The following is a 17941-nucleotide window of genomic DNA, read 5'->3' on the forward strand; positions in this document are numbered from 1 at the left end:
AGACAATAATATTGTAAAATTGTTATTTTAAAGACAAAAAATTAGCGCATGTGTATTTTTTAATTATGTTTGAGAAGTCTTTTTGACGAATTCATAATTTTAACCTAATTAATACTAGCGCTATGGATGCAACTTTCGCAACTGGAAAGGAACTTCAAAAAATGGATCCTGTTTTTGGTCAATTATCTTTTGACGATCACGAACAAATTGTATTTTGCAATGACAAAGATACAGGTTTAAAAGCAATTATTGGTATTCATAATTCGGTTATGGGGCCAGCTTTGGGAGGAACCAGAATGTGGAATTATAACACAGAATGGGAAGCTTTAAACGATGTTTTACGTCTATCTAGAGGTATGACGTTTAAATCTGCCATTACTGGACTTAATATTGGTGGAGGTAAAGCCGTTATTATCGGTGATGCTAAAACTCAAAAAACACCTGAATTAATGCGTAAGTTTGGTGAATTCGTTCACTCACTTAGCGGAAGATATATTACTGCAGAAGATGTCGGAATGGAAACTAAAGACATGGATACTGTAAGAGATGTAACGCCTTATGTTACTGGGATTTCTGAAGAAAGAGGTGGTTCTGGAAACCCTTCTCCTGTAACTGCTTACGGTGTTTATTTAGGTATGAAAGCTGCAGCTAAAAGTCAGTTTGGAACTGATGTTTTAGACGGTAAAAAAGTTTTGGTACAAGGAATTGGACACGTGGGTGAAACTTTGGTTGATTATTTAACTAAAGAAGGAGCGCAGGTAACTATTTCTGATATCAACGAAGAAAAATTATACCAAGTTGCTTCAAAATACAATGCAACAATTTATACTGGCGAAGATTTATATACTGCAGATGTTGATATCTACGCGCCATGTGCAATGGGAGCAACAATCAATGATAGTACAGTAGATAAAATTAAAGCTAAAGTTATTGCTGGTGCAGCAAACAACCAATTAGCTGACGAAAATGTTCACGGAGCAAGATTACAGGAAAGAGGAATTTTATACGCTCCAGATTTCTTAATCAATGCTGGTGGAATTATCAATGTTTATGCTGAATTGGCAAACTACGGTAAAGCTGAAATCATGAGCAAAACAGAAAATATCTATAATACAACTTTAGAAATTATAGATTTTGCTGCTAAAAATAATATCACAACTCATAAAGCGGCACTTACAATTGCTCAAAATCGTATCGATCAAAGAAGAATCGAGAATGCGGCTAAGTAATTAAGTGTTCAGTGTTCACTTTTTTTAGTGTTCAGTCTTAAAGTCTCAGTTTGCAGTTTTATCTGTAAACTGAGATTTTTTTTTATCTGTATACTAAGAGTGAATACTTAGATTCTGACCACTGCATACTGTGAGTGACCACTAAATTCTGAAAACTGATCACTAAAACAGCTACTTTTTTACGAATTAATTTTAAAATACGCATCAAAAGTTATACTTTTGCAGACTAATTTTTAAATGTTCTTACACGGTGGTAAATAGAAGACACATACGCGTTAAAGTAATGCAATCCATTTATGCAATGCACCAAAGCGGTTCTGATAATATGGAAAAAGAAGAGAAATTCCTTTTTTATAGCATAGATAATATTCAGGACTTATATCTTATAATGCTTTCTTCATTGATAGAAATTTGCAAAAAAGAAGCTGTCTATTTGCATCTATCAAGTAAAAAACACCTTGCTACTCCAGCAGAACGTAATCCGAACGAAAAGTTCATCAAAAACAAAATCTTCCAGCTTTTAGCAGAAAGTAATTCTCTTAGCATTGCTTTAGAAAATCGTAAAATTAATAACTGGTCTTTAAACGACGATTATATTATTTTGCTTTTAAATGATGTTAAAGCAAGCGATATCTACAAAAAATACATGTCGAATAATGTAAATACATTTGAAGAAGACAGACAATTCATCATTGATTTGTTTGAAAATGTTATTGTTCCGAATGAAAAATTGTATGAGTATTTAGAGGACGATAAATTAACTTGGGTTGATGATATTCCAGTTGTAAACACGCACATCATTAAACAATTGAAAGCCATTAAAACTGAAGATCCAGACGATTTCAGAGTGCCAAAATTGTATAAAGATGTTGAAGATAAAGATTTTGCAAAAGATCTGTTTAGAAGAACAGTTTTAAATGAAAGCGCTTTTGCAAAAGAGTACGAAGATAAAACGCCAAACTGGGACAGTGACCGTATTGCTGAAATTGATACCATTATCTTGAAAATGGCAATTTGCGAGTTTGTTAAATTTCCTTCAATTCCAGTAAAAGTAACTCTTAACGAATATTTAGAAATTGCAAAAGAGTATTCTACACCAAAAAGTAGTATTTTTATCAACGGAATTTTGGATAATCTTGTTAAAGAGCTTACGGCTAATAAGAAGATGCTAAAAACGGGAAGAGGGTTAATGTAAAAGTTGGGAAAAACCAATTTTAAATGACAGATTCCAACTGCTTTTTCTCTCTGAGCGGAGTCGAAGAGTTAAAAGAAAATATTAAATATAAATCAAAAATAAATTTAAATTATGGGACAATTATCTCAATTTGCGCCATTCCTTTTAATGTTCGTGGTAATCTATTTCTTCATGATTAGACCACAGCAAAAAAGAGCTAAAAACGAAAAAGAATTTGAAAGCAACCTTAAAGTAGGTGATAAAATAGTTACAAAAAGTGGTTTCCACGGTAAAATTGCTGAATTAGCAGAAACTACTGTTGTAATCGAAACTATGTCTGGAAAATTAAAATTAGAGCGTTCTGCTATTTCTTTAGAATTGAGCGCTGCTTTGAATAAGAAAGCATAAATTTTAAATTACAATATTTAAATCCCAAATTCTAAATAGGAGTTTGGGATTTTTTTTTGTCTTGTTTTGTCATTTCGAACGAAGAGAGAAATCCTCGCAAGTTACTCCTCAAAGTATATCGCCAATCTTTGTAGAGTCTCTTGCGGAGATTTCTCGTTCCTCGAAATGACAAACCGTGTGAAGGAGTTATGTCATCCTGACGAAGGAAGGATCACACGCGGAAATCGGCAAAGATTTTCCGCCATACTTTGCGGAGTTTCTAGTGTGATCCTTCCTTCGTCAGGATGACAAAAAAAGACAAAACCTTTGTCAAAGTTTTAAAACTTTGACAAAGGTCTCGTATAGATTGGAATTTGGAATTTAAATATTCAAAATTAAATTACCTGTATTTATCATTCAATCCCACATTTGCTAAAATCATCGGAACCACTTTTTCGATCCTTGATATCTTAGTTTTTTCCTGTTTTGCAGTTTCAATGTATTCTAAAAACTCATATTGTTTATAAGGAGAAAACTTTTCAAAAGCAGATTTCAAATCTGAGTTTTTAGCCATTTCTGCATTTAGAAGTTCCGAAACTATTGCTTCTTTTTTTGCCGGTTTAATGACTTTTCCCTGTTTTTCGTTTTCAATCGCTTCTTTTATGTATTCCAAAATAACCGTTTCGTTTATTTCTTCTTTTGAAGAAAATCGCCATTGACGCAAAGATTTGGTTACTTCTTCCTGTGCATTTATAAGTTTCTTTTTTTCATCTTTTAAGAAAACTCCATTAAAAAACCACAAAGCAAAATAATCTTTAAATCCTCCAATTCCAAGAACATTTTTCTTTTCATAAACAAAAACTGGACCTCCCCATTTTGTGGTTTCAGTCAATTCTGTTTTGTCAATAATGGCTTTAAGAAGAATTAATTCTTCTTCCCATTGTGCGCCATATTTCCACATGCCTTTATTTTCGGATTTTGATTCCATTATTTTCTTTTCTTAGATTTTTCTGGCGCGTCAAAGATTCCTGGAATAGCTGTCAGTTCAGCAATTTTTACAATAACATCAGTTGCTTTTTGAATGCTTTCTGCAGGAACATATTCGTATTTTCCATGGAAATTATGTCCGCCCGCAAAAATGTTCGGACAAGGCAATCCCATAAATGATAATTGAGAACCGTCTGTACCGCCGCGAATTGGTTTAATGATCGGTTTAATGTTTAATTCTCTCATCGCTTTTTCAGCAATATCTACAATATATTTTACTGGAAGAACTTTTTCCTTCATATTGTAATATTGGTCTTTAACTTCTGCAGTTACAATATCTTCTCCAAATTTCTTTGCGAATTTTTTGTTGAATTGTTTCGCTAATTTGTGAATCAATTCTTTTCGTTTTTCGAATTTCTTTCTGTTATGATCACGAATAATTAATTCTAAAACGGTTTCTTCAATATTCCCTTTAATGTGATGCACATGAAAGAAACCTTCGTAGCCTCTAGTTTCTTGTGGAGTTTCGCCTTTCGGAAGTTCGTTGATAAAATCATTTGCCAAAAGCATAGAATTAATCATTTTTCCTTTTGCGTAACCCGGGTGAACGCTTTTTCCTCTGAAAGTGATTTTAGCGCCAGCTGCATTGAAATTTTCATATTCCAATTCCCCAATTTGGCTTCCATCCATAGTGTAAGCCCATTGCGCTCCAAATTTTTCTACATCAAAATGATGCGCTCCACGACCAATTTCTTCGTCTGGAGTAAAACCAATTCTGATTTTTCCGTGTTTAATTTCTGGATGCTGAATAAGATATTCCATTGCCGAAACAATTTCAGTAATTCCAGCTTTGTCGTCAGCACCTAACAAAGTTGTTCCGTCAGTTGTAATGATGGTTTGACCTTTATATAATAATAAATCTTTGAAGTAATCTGGAGATAAAACAATGTTTTTCTCAGCATTCAAAACGATATCTTTTCCGTCGTAGTTTTCAACGATTTGTGGTTTTACATTTGCTCCACTAAAGTCAGGAGAAGTATCAAAATGAGAAACAAAACCTATTGTTGGCACTTCATGATCAACGTTGCTTGGAAGCGTTGCCATGATGTAGGCTTTGTCGTCAATCGTTACGTCTTCAAGACCAATTGCTTTTAGTTCGTCAACTAATTTATTGGCTAGATTCCATTGTTTTTGTGTGCTTGGAGTTGTTTGTGAATTTGGATCCGATTCAGTGTCAATTGTTACATAACTGATAAAGCGATCTATGATATGTTGCATTTTTTTGAATTTTTAGCAAATATAGAAAAATTTTTCTGCTGTAAAATTTAGCTTCCTAATATCTGAATTAATAAAAAAAGGGATTCTAAATTGAATCCCTTTCTGGTATTTTAAGTTTGTTATTTGCTTTTTACGCATCTAAAACCAACGTGATTGGCGGCAGATCTGATTTCGCCTTTTCCTCTTGTTCCCACCATGTATCGAGTGCAATATTGGTCAGTGCATAAAAATGAACCGCCACGGTGAACGCGTTTTACTTCAGAAGGATCATTAGGATCGTAATAAGCGCTTGGTCCTTGCGGATTTTTTGTTACTTTACCGCTTTCCGCTAATGATTTGTAATAATCTACGCTGTACCAATCGTTTACCCATTCCCAAACATTCCCAGCCATATCATACAAGCCATATCCATTTGGAGCGTATTGTCTTGTTGGAGCAATTCCTTTAAATCCGTCTTCTCCAGTATCGCCATCTTTTATTGGAAAATGTCCTTGGTAAATATTAGCTTGAAATTTACCTTTAGGTTTTAAGTCATTCCCCCAAGCGTATAAATTTCCAGTTTTCCCCCCGCGTGCTGCAAATTCCCATTCTGCTTCTGTCGGAAGTCTTTTTCCTGCCCATTTTGCGTAAGCAGCAGCATCTTCATAGACAACATGCACAACAGGGTATTTTTCTTTTCCTTTAATGGTGCTTTGCGGGCCTTCTGGATGTCTCCAATCAGCTCCTGGCTCATAACGCCACCATTGCAAGAAATTATTCAAATTAACTGCAGAAGGCGTAGGAGTGAAGACAACAGAACCTGTAATTAAATCTTCTTCGTTTGCCGTTGGAAATTCTTCTTTTGTTGGTTTTTGTTCCGCAACAGTTACATAACCAGTGGCTTTTACAAATTTTTCAAATTCTTCGTTTGTTACTTCAGTTTCATCCATATAATAACCATCGACATAAACTCTGTGAATTGGAGCAGCATCTTTGGTAACGCCTTTTATGCTGCATAAACTTTCGTCTTCAACATTTGTGCCCATTGAGAATTCGCCACCAGGAATCCAAACCATGCCTTTTGGTGCTTTTTCAGTAGGTTTAAATTTGTTTTCTATAGTGGGCTTAAATTCAGATTCTACTGTACTAGGTGTTTCATGACATTCTACAGCTGTTTTTTCTGGTTTATCTGTAAATCTAGTATAACTGTAAGCAATTGAAATAATGGATAATGTGAGTAACGCAAAAATCCAAAAGGTTTTGTTTTTCATGGTTTATTATTTTTGAGCTTATAATGGTTGTCAATAGCGGGTATAAAATTAGACAAATAACTTTAAACTTATAGTAATTTTATAGAATTAATAAAATTAATTATCTTTCTCAACTGACACTACCTCATACTTATCTTTTCCGTCAATTTGCACAGGCTGGTAATACGTTTCGCCAAATTTTACATATTTAGCATCGCCTATTGTAACTTCTTCTCCGCCTTCAGGCAATTTCTCCACAATAGTTCCCGCTGTAGGAGCAACTACAGTATATTTCCCGCCATCTTTTTCATAATATGTTCCTCCGTAATAATAATTATTTACCGTTCCCGTATTTACTGTTTCTGCTCCGCTAGGGATATTGTTTACGGTACCTCCAACTGGTGCAGGAACTGCCGTATAGCCACCATTAGTAGAGGTATACCAAACTCCTTGGTCGTAGTGATACTTCTCGTTTTGTACACTTACAATAATTGCTGTAGTTGCCAATGTCGCTACAAAAAATCCCCAAGGATGCCAAACCGGACCCCAATAAAAAGGCACATAAGGACGAGGATAATATGGATGGTAACAATTATATCTGTAACCGCCATACACATAAGGTGGGCGTGTATATGGTCTATATCCTGGACGAACTACAGTATTTCGGTTATTGCGAACATGAACGCTATTGTTAACATTAATATTAACGTTATTTCTGTTTCTGTTAACCGTATTGCCGCTTATATTAGTATTTCTGTTGCCTACATTGTTGCGGTTGACAGTATTGTTTCTATTTACAGCGTTATTCCTGTTGGAATTGTTGGATGGTCTTGTAATTTGAGTCCCAGAATTATTAGCACCAGGTCTGGTTGTTGCAGGCCTCGTCGTTGCTGCGGGTCTTGATACATTGGGTCTAGATTGAGTAGCAGGTCTTGCTTGTCTGGTATGCGTTGCACCTCCGCCAGATCTATTGAATCCTCCACCGCCTGCGCCTCCACGGTGACGTTGCGCTAAGCCATCAATTGAAATAAAGAAAAGGCTTGCAGTTAAGCACATTAAAAGTGCCAGTTTTTTTACTGTTTTGGATATGTTTTTCATATTCAGTAATTTATGGTGATTTAAAGTTATGAAAAAAAATGTTCGATTTATGTTAATGGGCTAAAAGTTTAAATCACAATGAGATATCCCATTGTATTCTAAATCTCCATCCTTGTTGTAATGGAAGTGTTTTGTCTTGAAAACTAAAATAACTTACCTCTGAAGTCAATTTGTTTTTATGCCCTTTAAAAAACCAATTAAAAGCCAGTGTAGATTCATCCTGTCTATTTTCTCTTATCGAATTATCAGGTCTGTATGCAGCGTGTCGGCCAGCCATCTCTAAGTGTTTTGGCCACCATTCAAAAACATTATGAAAAAAATATCCTGCCTGAACGTAATACCCTTTCATTATGGTGGTGTCATCATTATTTATTTTATCAATGATTTCTTTATTGTGCCATTCGCTTTGCCAAGAAAAACCACGGTACATAAAAGCAGTTTCCAAATTCCATTGGTTGACTCTATACTGTCCTGGCAAACCATTTTCAAAACCATCTAAAGATCCTCCTCCAGCTTGCGAGAATCTAGTGTATGGGCTTCGGTTGGTGATGGCTGAGAAAGCGATAATTGGAGTTGGTTTTTCGTGAAATTCTAAGTCACAGCCTTCAAAATCAAGAAATCTTCCTAAAAAATTCCATTGCGCTCTTCCAAAATACATTAAATGATTATCGTCATTAGAAGTGCTTCCTCGTCCAGTTCCTGTCAGAGCCGCGGCCCAATAATTGAAATCGGCAATTCCAGCTCCTTTCAAATGACCGTAAACTTCAACTCCCAATTGCCTATCAACTGTAAAAGGACGATTAATTAAGGATCGATCAACCATTTGTTGTTCTCCGCTGCTGATGAATCTTTCACGAGTAAATTCAGTTTTCCATTGTCCAACTTTAAAACTCAGAAAATCCCATTTTTCAATCATTATTCTGAAATCCAATAAATTGGACTGACTCAATTCATATTCCCAATAATATTTAAGCCAAGGTTCAAAAGCATGACCGCCGACTTTTAATCTGGCACGGTTTATTTTGAAAGTGGTTTTAGCATCTTGGCTATAATCATCGTAAGTTAATGGATCTGTATCATTTGGCGTTGAAAAGCGAAACTGCAGACGGCTTGCCAATTGAAACAGAAATTTTTTGTCTCGGGTTTCCAATTCAATTCCTTTACTGCCATAACGAACATTCATTAATTTTGTAGTGTCTTTTTCTTGTTGCGAAAATCCTTTAAAACCAATTAATAAAAGGAAAATGAAGAGTAGGTTTCTAGAAATACGATTTGATTTATTTGAGCAGCACATAAGATCAATAGGTTTGTATAAATTATTTTCCTCCAAAGTTTTTTGCAATTCCTAAACCAATTCCCCAGCTGTCGTATGCATTCCATTTAAAGTCGTAACTCGCAGTTCCAAAAATTTCCCATCCTTTAGGAAGTTCATAACCATATTCTACACCAGCACGGGTTAAGAAAAAATCTTCTTCTTTCGCAAATTCGCCACCAAAACCCAAAAGAAAACTCCAATGTTCGTTTGGTTTATAAATTCCCATAAGAGCAGGGGCAATAGGATAACTTCTTTCAACAGTTTCTTTCCCGTCTCCGCTTGCGTAAACCTTTTCTACTTTAAATTTTTCTACAATAAAATCGGTATGAAGACCAATAGCCCATTTTTCATGAAACTGAAACGTATAATCAATTCCCCAAGCAGGAAGCGTTAAAGTTTCTCGATTTCCTTCGTCATCACGGCCTTCGAAAACATGAACATGATTGATAGAAATGCCAATTTGATGGTGTCGACTAAAAGCTTTTTCTTCGTTTTCCTGAGCTGAGATTTTGTTTTGAATGATTAAGTACAAAAGAGCTGTTAGAAAAAGTGTTTTTTTAAGATGGCTTGTACTAGTCATTGTGATTTAGTTTTTAATCTTTAATTAAAAAGAGGTATTTTATTTACTTTTTTGTAGCATATAAATACCTCTTTAATTTTGTTTTTTTATAGACTATTCGCTTTTCATAATTCTTAAAGCTTCTTTGTTAAGGTCTTCATAGCTTTGTTCGCTAATATCGACACCAACACCTAAGATTTCTCCACCTTTAAAAGTGCCTGGTGATTTATATTGATGACTTACAGCGTCGCCACTATCAAATCCTACACAAAGACCATCACCAGAAAGTGTGAATTTGCCAGGTTGTGTTTTCATAGGGCCTTTGGCTACTTCTTTTCCGTCAATGTATAAATGACCTGTACCAATTTGTTCTCCGTTTTTACCGGTACTTTCTCTTACAAACTCAAAACCTAAGGCATGTTTACCAGGAGTTAAGGTAGCCGATGAAACAAAAGTTTGTTCTGGCTGAATTCCTAAGAAATTATAAACATAGTATAACTTATTGTCTTTGATGAATAAAGAGTGTCCTCCAAAGCGAGATCCGTGAGCAAAAACTACTCCTGAAGCTCCCGATTTAATATCTACATCGCCTACAATTTTGTATGAACGACCACGTACGTTTACTGCTACACCTTCTGGTACGGCAGCAGTTCCAGGATAGTAAATGTAACGAGTTTTTGGTTTTTCTTGAGAAGGACGTTCTGTGCTTAATAATTCCATAGGAGAACGGTCGTCTAGAGGTAAAACTAAATTTTTATTCGCTTCTTCAAACCAAGCATCTTTAAGTTCTTTTAATTTGTCAGGGTTCTTTTTAGCCAAATTGTTTGACTCAGCTCTGTCCACATCTACATTGTACAATTCCCACTCGTCTTTGTCAAAGTTGCTTTTACCCGTAAGTGGTACGTGTACAGCAACTGCTTTCCAACCGTCTTTCCAAATGGCTCTAGTACCTAACATAGTGTAATACTGAATGTGTTTTTGAGTAGGAGCATCTGGTTTAGCATCAAACGAGTATTTCATTGAAACTCCAGATAATGGATATTGATCTACGCCATTATATTTAGTAGGCATTTCTAAACCACAGATGTCTAAAATTGTAGGTACAATGTCAGTAGAATGGTGGTATTGATTACGGATTTCACCTCTGGCTTTAATTCCTTTTGGCCATGAAATTACTAATGCATCACAAGTTCCTCCTGCATAATTACTGTAACGTTTAAACATTTTGTAAGGAGCAGAGAAAGCCGCAGCCCATCCAGTAGGATAATGCTCGTAAGTATCTGGGCCTCCTAGTTTATCCAAATATTTTAAATTTTCAGATAATTCATCAGGATAACCATTAAAGAATTTGTTTTCGTTTACAGATCCAGAAGGAGAACCTTCGCCAGAAGCACCATTATCGGCTGCGTAAAGAACTACAGTGTTTTCTAACTGACCTGTTTTTTCTAAATACTCAATAACACGTCCTACTTGAGCATCAGTGTATTCGGAGAAACCTGCATACACTTCAGCTAGTTTTGAGAATAATTTTTTCTCATCAGCACTTAGTTTATTCCAAGGTTTTACATAATCACCAGGATTAGCAATATTAGGAGGTAAGAAATTGAAATCGGTGTTTTTAGTTCCTTTAGGCACAATTCCTTTAGCAATCATGCGAGGTAATACCCATTCGCGATAGGCATCGTAACCAGCATCAAATTTTCCTTTGTATTTAGCAATGTACTCTTCTGGTGCATGGTGTGGTGCATGGTTCGCTCCAGGACAATACCACATATACCATGGTTTAGAAGGGTTGGTGGCTTTTTGGTCTTTGATATATTCAATGGCTTTATCGGCTAAATCTTTAGATAAGTGGTACCCTTCTTCAGGAGTGTAAGGCGCCTCAATAAAGTGGTTGTCTTCTATTAAATCAGGATACCATTGGTTGGTTTCGCCTCCTATGAATCCATAATAGCGGTCAAAGCCCATTTGGGTTGGCCATTGTGCTTTGGAACCTCCAGAAGAAACGTCTTGTTCAGGTACGTTGTGGTTTTTTCCAATCCAGAAAGTACTCCATCCTGCTTGTTGTAATACTTGACCAATAGTAGCACACTGAGCTGGGATTTGTCCGTTTGCTCCAGGATAACCATCTGTCGTTTCGGTGATGGATGCCATACCATTTAAGTGGTGGTTGCGACCCGTTAATAAAGTAGAACGAGTTGGCGAACATAATGCTGTAGTATGCCATTGGGTATAGGTAATACCATTGTCTGCTAATTTTTGTAGTGTTGGCATGTTGATGGCTCCTCCATAAGGAGACCAGGCAGCCTGTCCTGTGTCGTCGTATAAGATAAACAATACGTTTGGCGCACCTTCTGGAGCTGATTTTTTGGTGTAGGGTTTCCAGTCTGGTTTTGAATTTCTAATGTCAAGTTCGATGACACCATGGAAATTCTCTTTTGTTACTTTCTGCGGATCTGCCTGAGCAGATATTTTTGAAGTTAAGCCAAATGAAAGGCAAAATAGCAGGGTGAAAATACTTTTCAGGATGAATTGTTTACTGACTTTCATGATTAAAGTTATTAATTAATTAATCTTTTTAAGGGTACTCTTTTGAATCTGGATATAAAAACAATCTAAAAAGAATAGAATTTCTATTCTTTTATAAATCAATCTATTTTGATGGTATATATGAGATGAATATCTCAAAAGTAAAGATTATTAACCTCAGAGAGGATTTTAGAAGAGCCAAACTTGTTTCATTTTATAACTTGCAACATAAAAAAAACACGTTTTTGGGCTATTGCATTCTAATTTTTTAAAATTGTTTTATTTATAGATGAAATAATTAAACAAAAATGAAATTATTTGTTTTTTGTAAAAAAGCACCTTTTTAAACTATAATATTTAAATTTGCAGCCAAAATAACAACAACACAACTCTTATGTATAAATTGATAATTCGTCCGATACTTTTTTGTTTTGATCCAGAAAAAGTGCATTACTTTACTTTCTCATTTGTAAAATTCATTTCAAAAATCCCTGGAGTTTCGGCAATTATAAGATCGATTTATGAAGTAAAAGACACTAGATTAGAAAGAGAAGTTTTCGGAATTAAATTTAAAAACCCAGTTGGACTTGCTGCAGGTTTTGATAAAGATGCGAAACTGTATAAAGAACTAGGCGATTTTGGTTTTGGTTTTATCGAAATCGGAACTGTAACGCCAGTTGGACAAGAAGGAAATCCAAAAAAACGTTTGTTCCGTCTAAAAGAAGATCAAGCGATTATTAACCGAATGGGGTTTAATAATGGTGGAGTTTTGGAAGCTGTAGAGCGTCTTAAAAATAACTCAGGTGTTTTAATTGGTGGAAATATCGGAAAGAATAAAGTGACCGATAACGAAGATGCCGTAAAAGATTATATCATTTGTTTTGATGCACTTTTTAATCATGTAGATTATTTTGTAGTGAATGTAAGTTCGCCAAATACACCAAATTTAAGAGCTTTACAAGATAAAGAACCTTTGACAGCCTTATTGCAGACTTTACAGAACAGAAATATCGAAAAGCAAAAAACAAGCACGCAAAAAGTAAAACCAATTCTTTTAAAAATTGCTCCAGACTTAACAGATGAGCAGTTATTAGATATCATTGATATTGTAAAAACAACTCAAATTGCAGGTGTAATTGCAACAAATACCACTATTTCTAGAGAAGGATTGCAATCTTCGAATCAAACAGAAATGGGAGGTTTATCTGGAAAACCATTAACGAAACGTTCTACAGAAGTAATTCGTTTTCTTTCAGAAAAAAGCAATAAAGCATTCCCAATTATTGGAGTAGGAGGAATTCATTCTGCAGATGATGCAATTGAAAAATTAAACGCAGGAGCAAGTTTGGTACAATTGTACACTGGATTTATTTATGAAGGTCCAGCATTGATAAAAGCAATCAACAAAAAAGTTTTAGAGCAATTGTAAAAATAAAGCTTGAACGGATAATCCGGCAAGTATTGCCATTCCAAAGCTGATTAAAGTTCCGATTAAAACATATTCGGTCAATTTTCTGTCTTTGGCTTCTTTTAAATCTCCGAATCTGAAAATAGATTTTGCAGCCAATAAAAATCCGATTGCTTCAAAATGTCCGGTTAAAATAAAACCGAAAACAAATAAGCGTTCTAAAATACCAATATAATTTCCAGCAGCAATTAGTGAGTTATCCTGATTGCTGTTTTTGCTTTCTGGCGCCCAGATTGAGATAATGGTTTTTATAAAAATAGAGGTTGGTTTGGTGAGCAATAAAAATCCAGTTAACAAGATCCAGAATTGATTGTCTTCCCAGAAACTAGGAATAGGCTTATTTTCATAAAGAAGCGCAATTCCAATTAAAATTAAAATATGAGCAATTTGGTCGACTACAAACCAAGTGCGTTTTGTTTTATTTTTCTGGAAATTCAGTTTGATTAAATCAATAATGCCATGCGTAACGGCAATAATTACGGCATAGGGTATAAAATTGATTTCTCCAACCAGAATTGCCGCCAGCGCTCCATGAAGTAAAATATGAATGTATAAGTAAATGCTTTTATGTTTCTTAATTTCTTTGTCGGCTACCCAAGAATTAGGCTGCCAGATAAAATCACCTAACAAATGAGCAAGAAGCAGTTTTATAAATAAAATCATGGGGCTGTAAGTTGTTTTATTTGTTTTCTAAAATATCTGTCTAAATTCTGAACCAGATCAAACTGAGCACGTTTTTGTCTTCTGCTCACAGCAGCTTGATTAATGCCTAGTTTCTGACCTATTTCTTCCTGCGATAAGGTTGGATTTTCAATTGCAACAGCTACAAATTCTGCCGATTGTACTAGCCAACTGTCCATAAAAGTTAATGCCAATTGTAGCATTAAATTCAGTTTTTCATCAAAATCAGTATCGCCTGTTCGCAGAGCCAACGTAACTTTTTGCTTTTTTAAAGTTTCAAAAAGCTCTCCTGAATTGATAAAAGCTGAACCATTGCTTTCAGAAATTCTTTCAGCATTATGCGTTTTATCTCCAAAACCAATACTCATACGGGCATCAGATTTAATGGCTCTTAAATGTGCTTTTATTAGAATAGCGGTAATCAGTGCATCTTCTGGATTTCGGATTTCAACTTGAAATTCATCGCCGCGATAGATTTCCCACTGACTTGGCGTATGGCCAAACGGAGCTAAGATTTTTTTTAAATCTTCAACCCAATGTTCAGATTGCTGTTGTCTTGAACCTATTATGTCACCCGTAATTATACTAGTCATAATCAAATATAATTAAAAAATAATAAACTTTCTATTACAAATATAAGTAATAAAACTTAACATTACGTTTTTTGGTAATAATTTGAAATATTACGTTTTTAGGTAATAATTTTTGCACTTTCGATTTTTGCGACAGATTGTAATGGCGCACTGCAGTGCGCCTCATGTCTAGTATTTCCAGCATTGCGGATTCCCTTTGCGTAGACGCACTGCAGTGCGTCTCTACAATTCAGACTGTGTAACCCTGAACGGCAGATTTTAGAATGCTATTAAATAAACTTATATAACTTATATGGTTTTAAAAAAAACATAATTTTTATTTCATTAAAAAAGAAACTAACTTAGCCTTTACAAAAAGAATATGCTTTGAGTAAAGAAATTAAAATTATCGAGTGCCCTCGTGATGCCATGCAAGGTATTAAGGATTTTATTCCGACAAAAAATAAAGTTACTTATATACAAGCTTTATTGCGAGTTGGCTTTGATACCATTGATTTTGGAAGTTTTGTTTCTCCAAAAGCTATTCCGCAGATGCAGGATACTGCTGCCGTTTTAGAACAGCTTGATTTGTCTCAAACATCAAGTAAATTGCTTTCTATTATTGCCAACACACAAGGTGCGATAACAGCTGCTAACTATGAGCAGATTCAATATTTAGGTTTTCCATTTTCTATTTCTGAGAACTTTCAGATGCGTAATACACATAAAACTATTGCAGAATCTTTAGTTACACTGGAGGAAATTCTCGAAGTGGCAGATAAGAAAAACAAAGAAGTGGTTACGTATCTTTCTATGGGGTTCGGAAATCCTTATGGAGATCCTTGGAATGTTGAAATTGTAGGCGAATGGACTGAAAAATTGGCTGGAATGGGAGTTAAAATCCTTTCGCTTTCTGATACTGTTGGAACTTCTACGCCAGAAGTCATTACCTATTTGTTTTCAGATTTGATTCCGAAATATCCTGAAATTGAATTCGGCGCTCATTTGCATACAACACCAGAAAGCTGGTTCGAAAAAATCGATGCTGCGGCAAAAGCTGGCTGTACGCGTTTTGATGGTGCAATTCAAGGTTTTGGAGGATGTCCAATGGCAACCGATAAACTAACAGGAAACATGCCAACAGAAAAACTGGTTTCTTATTTTACAGCCAATAAAAAAATTACAGGACTCAATTCTCTTAGCTTTGAAAGCGCTTATAATGAAGCTTCAAAATTGTTCGGAAAGTTTCATTAAAAAAAGGTTATTTTTCTTACCTTCGGCAATAAATGTAGACATAATGCAGTTTTAGTATTGCCATAATTAATATCATGAAATCAAGTCCTTCAAGTAAAATTTCAATTATATTATTTTCAGTTTTTTTATTGTTTTCCTGTTCAAGCGATTTAGATTTTAATCAGGTAAACGATTTTAAGCTTGAGCCTGTGTTTGTGGCAAATCTTGCTTATTTTGATATTCCGGCGAATAAACTTGAAGATGATGGAAGTACAAATATTTATCCCGACGTAAGAGATTTTGATATTTTTAAAAATAAATTTTTTAATGAACGCCTTAAAAAAGCCGAGTTTGATTTTGAAATAGAGAATAACATAAATCGTTCTTTTGTCATAAACATGCTTTTGCTTGATGCAGAAAATAAGATCTTACAGACCATATCTTTTACAGTTCCATCCTATAAAGGAACGCCAAATGTTATAAAATACCCGACAGAAGTTTTTGAAAACGCGCGATTAGATCTTTTAAAACAAACCCAAAAAATTGGCTTTGTGGTAATAATTGCTGCGGGACCTCCATTGAATAGTGAGAGTACAGGAAATTTAAAATTAAGATCAAGTGCAACGGCTTATTTAGTAATCGAATGAGAAAGGCACTAATTCTTTGCTTATTTTTTCATCTTTCCTGTTTTGCTCAAAACAGAGAGCTGTTATATAACTTTACTTCAATTCCGCAATCCTCGCTTGTAAATCCTGGAGCAGATGTTTCGTATAAATATTATTTCGGATTTCCTGTTTTATCTGGAATTTCGGCAAATGTGGGGTCTAGCAGTTTCTCAGCTTATGATTTATTCGCGAATGATGGAGTAGATTTTAATCAAAAAGTCAGAAATGTCATTAATAAATCTTCAAGTAATGATAAAGTGGTGACCAATCAGCAGCTGGAATTGTTTTCTGGCGGATTTAGAATAGGTGGAAGAGAAAGCCGTTCTTATATTTCATTTGGGGTATATCAGGAATTTGATTTTTTTATGTTCGTTCCAAAAGATTTGGCTTTGTTGGCCTTAAATGGAAATAGAGATTATATCGGAAAATCATTTAATCTAGGCGATTTGAATATGAAAGCCGAAGTACTTTCTGTTTTTCATGTCGGTTTTCATAAAAAAGTCAATGATAAATTTGTTTATGGAGGACGTGCTAAAATTTATTCGAGCGGTGCAAATGCAACTTCTACAAAAAATTCAGGATATATTTATACAGGACAAGAAGCAGGAACTCCAAACCTTTACAATCAAGTTATTTCTTCCAATTTAGAATTAAAAACTTCTGGACTTGCTCGCTTTACAAAAGATGAATACGAAGGAAATGTAGCGCGCGATATTGCCAATAATACCTTTTTTAACGGAAGCCTGGGTTTTGGCGTTGATGCTGGAATTACCTATTATATAAAAGACAATTTACAGCTAACAGCAAGTATTATAGATTTGGGTTTTGTGCGACAGACCAAAGACATAGAAACGATTACGTATAAAGGAACTTATCAATACAATGGAGCCAATCCAGATTTTATGGGTACAGATGATCCAGAAAATGTCTTTGACGAATTTGATAAAGCCATACCAAGAGATACACTTTATAATAAGTACACTACTTGGCGTCCGACAAAATTGTACTCTTCCATTCAATATTCTTTTGGAGAAGCACGTCCTGATGACGAATGCAATTGTCATGGAAAAGTCAATAAATATTATAAAAATGCGGTAGGAGCACAGCTTTTTACAATGTCAGCCCCTCGAACACCTTTATTTGCCCTGACAGCTTTTTATCGAAGAAATATCTTTAAGAAATTAGATTTAAAAGCCACTTACACTTTAGATACTTTTTCAAATACAAATATTGGTTTAGGACTTGCAGGAACAATTGGTCCAGTAAATATTTATGCTTTGGTCAATAATGTTTTAGAATATAAAGACATCTCCAAAGCCAGCAGTGCAGCCTTTCAGATCGGAATCAATTTTGTTTTTCAAGACAAAGACGATTAGTTTGGTAATTAGAAGCTGTTCCAGCTGTCCATTTCAAGCACTCGAGCCAAAATACTTTTTTTCAAGGCATAAAAAGAGCTTCCGTTGGTCGCTTTTTTAAGCCAGAAAAAAATGCATTTTAGCTTTTCGTGGCTTTCCATTTCCATCTGGGCTAGGACATG

The 17941-nt window shown here is 34.9% G+C and carries 16 protein-coding genes; 7 read left to right on the forward strand and 9 right to left on the reverse strand.

Annotated features, from left to right (window positions below):
• Window positions 1–122 precede the first annotated feature (122 nt).
• The 3 genes from NU08_RS11655 to yajC all read left to right on the forward strand — a co-directional run bounded on the left by NU08_RS11655 (window position 123) and on the right by yajC (window position 2811).
• A complete protein-coding gene (locus NU08_RS11655; RefSeq protein ID WP_129747266.1) occupies window positions 123–1229 on the forward strand; it encodes a Glu/Leu/Phe/Val family dehydrogenase in 1107 nt (368 codons plus the stop codon).
• A gap of 283 nt (window positions 1230–1512) precedes the next feature.
• Complete coding sequence (gene nusB / locus NU08_RS11660) at window positions 1513–2424, forward strand: transcription antitermination factor NusB (RefSeq protein ID WP_119793683.1); 912 nt, start codon at window positions 1513–1515, stop codon at window positions 2422–2424.
• 111 nt (window positions 2425–2535) lie between these two features.
• Window positions 2536–2811, forward strand: a complete 276-nt coding sequence (gene yajC, locus NU08_RS11665; RefSeq protein ID WP_008462186.1) for a preprotein translocase subunit YajC — start codon at window positions 2536–2538, stop codon at window positions 2809–2811.
• Window positions 2812–3190: 379 nt separating this feature from the next.
• On the opposite strand, the gene NU08_RS11670 is transcribed toward yajC, so the two are convergent.
• From NU08_RS11670 to NU08_RS11700, 7 genes are all read right to left on the reverse strand, one after another.
• Complete coding sequence (locus NU08_RS11670; RefSeq protein WP_129747267.1) at window positions 3191–3778, reverse strand: YdeI/OmpD-associated family protein; 588 nt, start codon at window positions 3776–3778, stop codon at window positions 3191–3193.
• Entirely contained in the window at window positions 3778–5055 is a 1278-nt protein-coding gene (pepT, locus tag NU08_RS11675; protein ID WP_129747268.1) for a peptidase T, read from the reverse strand. The genes NU08_RS11670 and pepT overlap by 1 nt, the downstream gene beginning before the upstream one ends.
• A gap of 119 nt (window positions 5056–5174) precedes the next feature.
• Complete coding sequence (locus NU08_RS11680; RefSeq protein WP_129747269.1) at window positions 5175–6305, reverse strand: formylglycine-generating enzyme family protein; 1131 nt, start codon at window positions 6303–6305, stop codon at window positions 5175–5177.
• 96 nt (window positions 6306–6401) lie between these two features.
• On the reverse strand, window positions 6402–7382 hold the full coding sequence (locus tag NU08_RS11685) for a DUF6515 family protein (RefSeq protein ID WP_129747270.1): 981 nt from the start codon (window positions 7380–7382) through the stop codon (window positions 6402–6404).
• A 73-nt stretch (window positions 7383–7455) separates the two neighbouring features.
• Window positions 7456–8676: an OprO/OprP family phosphate-selective porin gene (locus NU08_RS11690; RefSeq protein ID WP_129747394.1), complete on the reverse strand. Its 1221-nt coding sequence runs from the start codon at window positions 8674–8676 to the stop codon at window positions 7456–7458.
• Between the two features lie 22 nt (window positions 8677–8698).
• Window positions 8699–9277, reverse strand: a complete 579-nt coding sequence (locus NU08_RS11695; protein WP_129747271.1) for a hypothetical protein — start codon at window positions 9275–9277, stop codon at window positions 8699–8701.
• Window positions 9278–9370: 93 nt separating this feature from the next.
• The gene (locus NU08_RS11700; RefSeq protein WP_129747272.1) at window positions 9371–11806 is read right to left on the reverse strand and encodes an arylsulfatase; all 2436 of its coding nucleotides are present in this window, start codon (window positions 11804–11806) and stop codon (window positions 9371–9373) included.
• A 373-nt stretch (window positions 11807–12179) separates the two neighbouring features.
• Here NU08_RS11700 and NU08_RS11705 point away from each other — a divergent pair, with 373 nt between their 5' ends.
• Window positions 12180–13214 carry a quinone-dependent dihydroorotate dehydrogenase gene (locus NU08_RS11705; protein WP_129747273.1) on the forward strand — a complete coding sequence of 345 codons (1035 nt, stop codon included), beginning with the start codon at window positions 12180–12182 and terminating at the stop codon, window positions 13212–13214.
• On the opposite strand, the gene NU08_RS11710 is transcribed toward NU08_RS11705, so the two are convergent.
• The gene (locus NU08_RS11710; protein WP_129747274.1) at window positions 13200–13916 is read right to left on the reverse strand and encodes a DUF3307 domain-containing protein; all 717 of its coding nucleotides are present in this window, start codon (window positions 13914–13916) and stop codon (window positions 13200–13202) included. The two genes, NU08_RS11705 and NU08_RS11710, sit on opposite strands and share 15 nt — an antisense overlap.
• Complete coding sequence (locus NU08_RS11715) at window positions 13913–14527, reverse strand: SatD family protein (RefSeq protein WP_129747275.1); 615 nt, start codon at window positions 14525–14527, stop codon at window positions 13913–13915. Before NU08_RS11715 ends, NU08_RS11710 begins: the two co-directional genes overlap by 4 nt.
• Window positions 14528–14893: 366 nt before the next feature.
• Here NU08_RS11715 and NU08_RS11720 point away from each other — a divergent pair, with 366 nt between their 5' ends.
• From NU08_RS11720 to NU08_RS11730, 3 genes are all read left to right on the forward strand, one after another.
• The gene (locus tag NU08_RS11720) at window positions 14894–15760 is read left to right on the forward strand and encodes a hydroxymethylglutaryl-CoA lyase (protein ID WP_129747276.1); all 867 of its coding nucleotides are present in this window, start codon (window positions 14894–14896) and stop codon (window positions 15758–15760) included.
• 74 nt (window positions 15761–15834) lie between these two features.
• Entirely contained in the window at window positions 15835–16386 is a 552-nt protein-coding gene (locus tag NU08_RS11725; RefSeq protein ID WP_129747277.1) for a hypothetical protein, read from the forward strand.
• Window positions 16383–17780: a DUF5723 family protein gene (locus NU08_RS11730; RefSeq protein ID WP_129747278.1), complete on the forward strand. Its 1398-nt coding sequence runs from the start codon at window positions 16383–16385 to the stop codon at window positions 17778–17780. The genes NU08_RS11725 and NU08_RS11730 overlap by 4 nt, the downstream gene beginning before the upstream one ends.
• Window positions 17781–17941: the final 161 nt, after the last annotated feature.

It is taken from the genome of Flavobacterium anhuiense (assembly GCF_004151235.1).
In the GTDB taxonomy this organism is placed as follows: domain Bacteria; phylum Bacteroidota; class Bacteroidia; order Flavobacteriales; family Flavobacteriaceae; genus Flavobacterium; species Flavobacterium anhuiense_A.

What these genes read in the sequence shown, in the direction of transcription:
- NU08_RS11655 (WP_129747266.1), top strand. Translation starts at nt 123, where the DNA reads ATGGATGCAACTTTCGCAACTGGAAAGGAACTTCAAAAAATGGATCCT.
- NU08_RS11690 (WP_129747394.1), bottom strand. Translation starts at nt 8,676, where the DNA reads ATGTGCTGCTCAAATAAATCAAATCGTATTTCTAGAAACCTACTCTTC.
- NU08_RS11725 (WP_129747277.1), top strand. Translation starts at nt 15,835, where the DNA reads ATGAAATCAAGTCCTTCAAGTAAAATTTCAATTATATTATTTTCAGTT.
- NU08_RS11700 (WP_129747272.1), bottom strand. Translation starts at nt 11,806, where the DNA reads ATGAAAGTCAGTAAACAATTCATCCTGAAAAGTATTTTCACCCTGCTA.
- NU08_RS11670 (WP_129747267.1), bottom strand. Translation starts at nt 3,778, where the DNA reads ATGGAATCAAAATCCGAAAATAAAGGCATGTGGAAATATGGCGCACAA.
- nusB (WP_119793683.1), top strand. Translation starts at nt 1,513, where the DNA reads ATGCAATCCATTTATGCAATGCACCAAAGCGGTTCTGATAATATGGAA.
- NU08_RS11710 (WP_129747274.1), bottom strand. Translation starts at nt 13,916, where the DNA reads ATGATTTTATTTATAAAACTGCTTCTTGCTCATTTGTTAGGTGATTTT.
- NU08_RS11705 (WP_129747273.1), top strand. Translation starts at nt 12,180, where the DNA reads ATGTATAAATTGATAATTCGTCCGATACTTTTTTGTTTTGATCCAGAA.
- NU08_RS11695 (WP_129747271.1), bottom strand. Translation starts at nt 9,277, where the DNA reads ATGACTAGTACAAGCCATCTTAAAAAAACACTTTTTCTAACAGCTCTT.
- yajC (WP_008462186.1), top strand. Translation starts at nt 2,536, where the DNA reads ATGGGACAATTATCTCAATTTGCGCCATTCCTTTTAATGTTCGTGGTA.
- pepT (WP_129747268.1), bottom strand. Translation starts at nt 5,055, where the DNA reads ATGCAACATATCATAGATCGCTTTATCAGTTATGTAACAATTGACACT.
- NU08_RS11730 (WP_129747278.1), top strand. Translation starts at nt 16,383, where the DNA reads ATGAGAAAGGCACTAATTCTTTGCTTATTTTTTCATCTTTCCTGTTTT.
- NU08_RS11715 (WP_129747275.1), bottom strand. Translation starts at nt 14,527, where the DNA reads ATGACTAGTATAATTACGGGTGACATAATAGGTTCAAGACAACAGCAA.
- NU08_RS11680 (WP_129747269.1), bottom strand. Translation starts at nt 6,305, where the DNA reads ATGAAAAACAAAACCTTTTGGATTTTTGCGTTACTCACATTATCCATT.
- NU08_RS11685 (WP_129747270.1), bottom strand. Translation starts at nt 7,382, where the DNA reads ATGAAAAACATATCCAAAACAGTAAAAAAACTGGCACTTTTAATGTGC.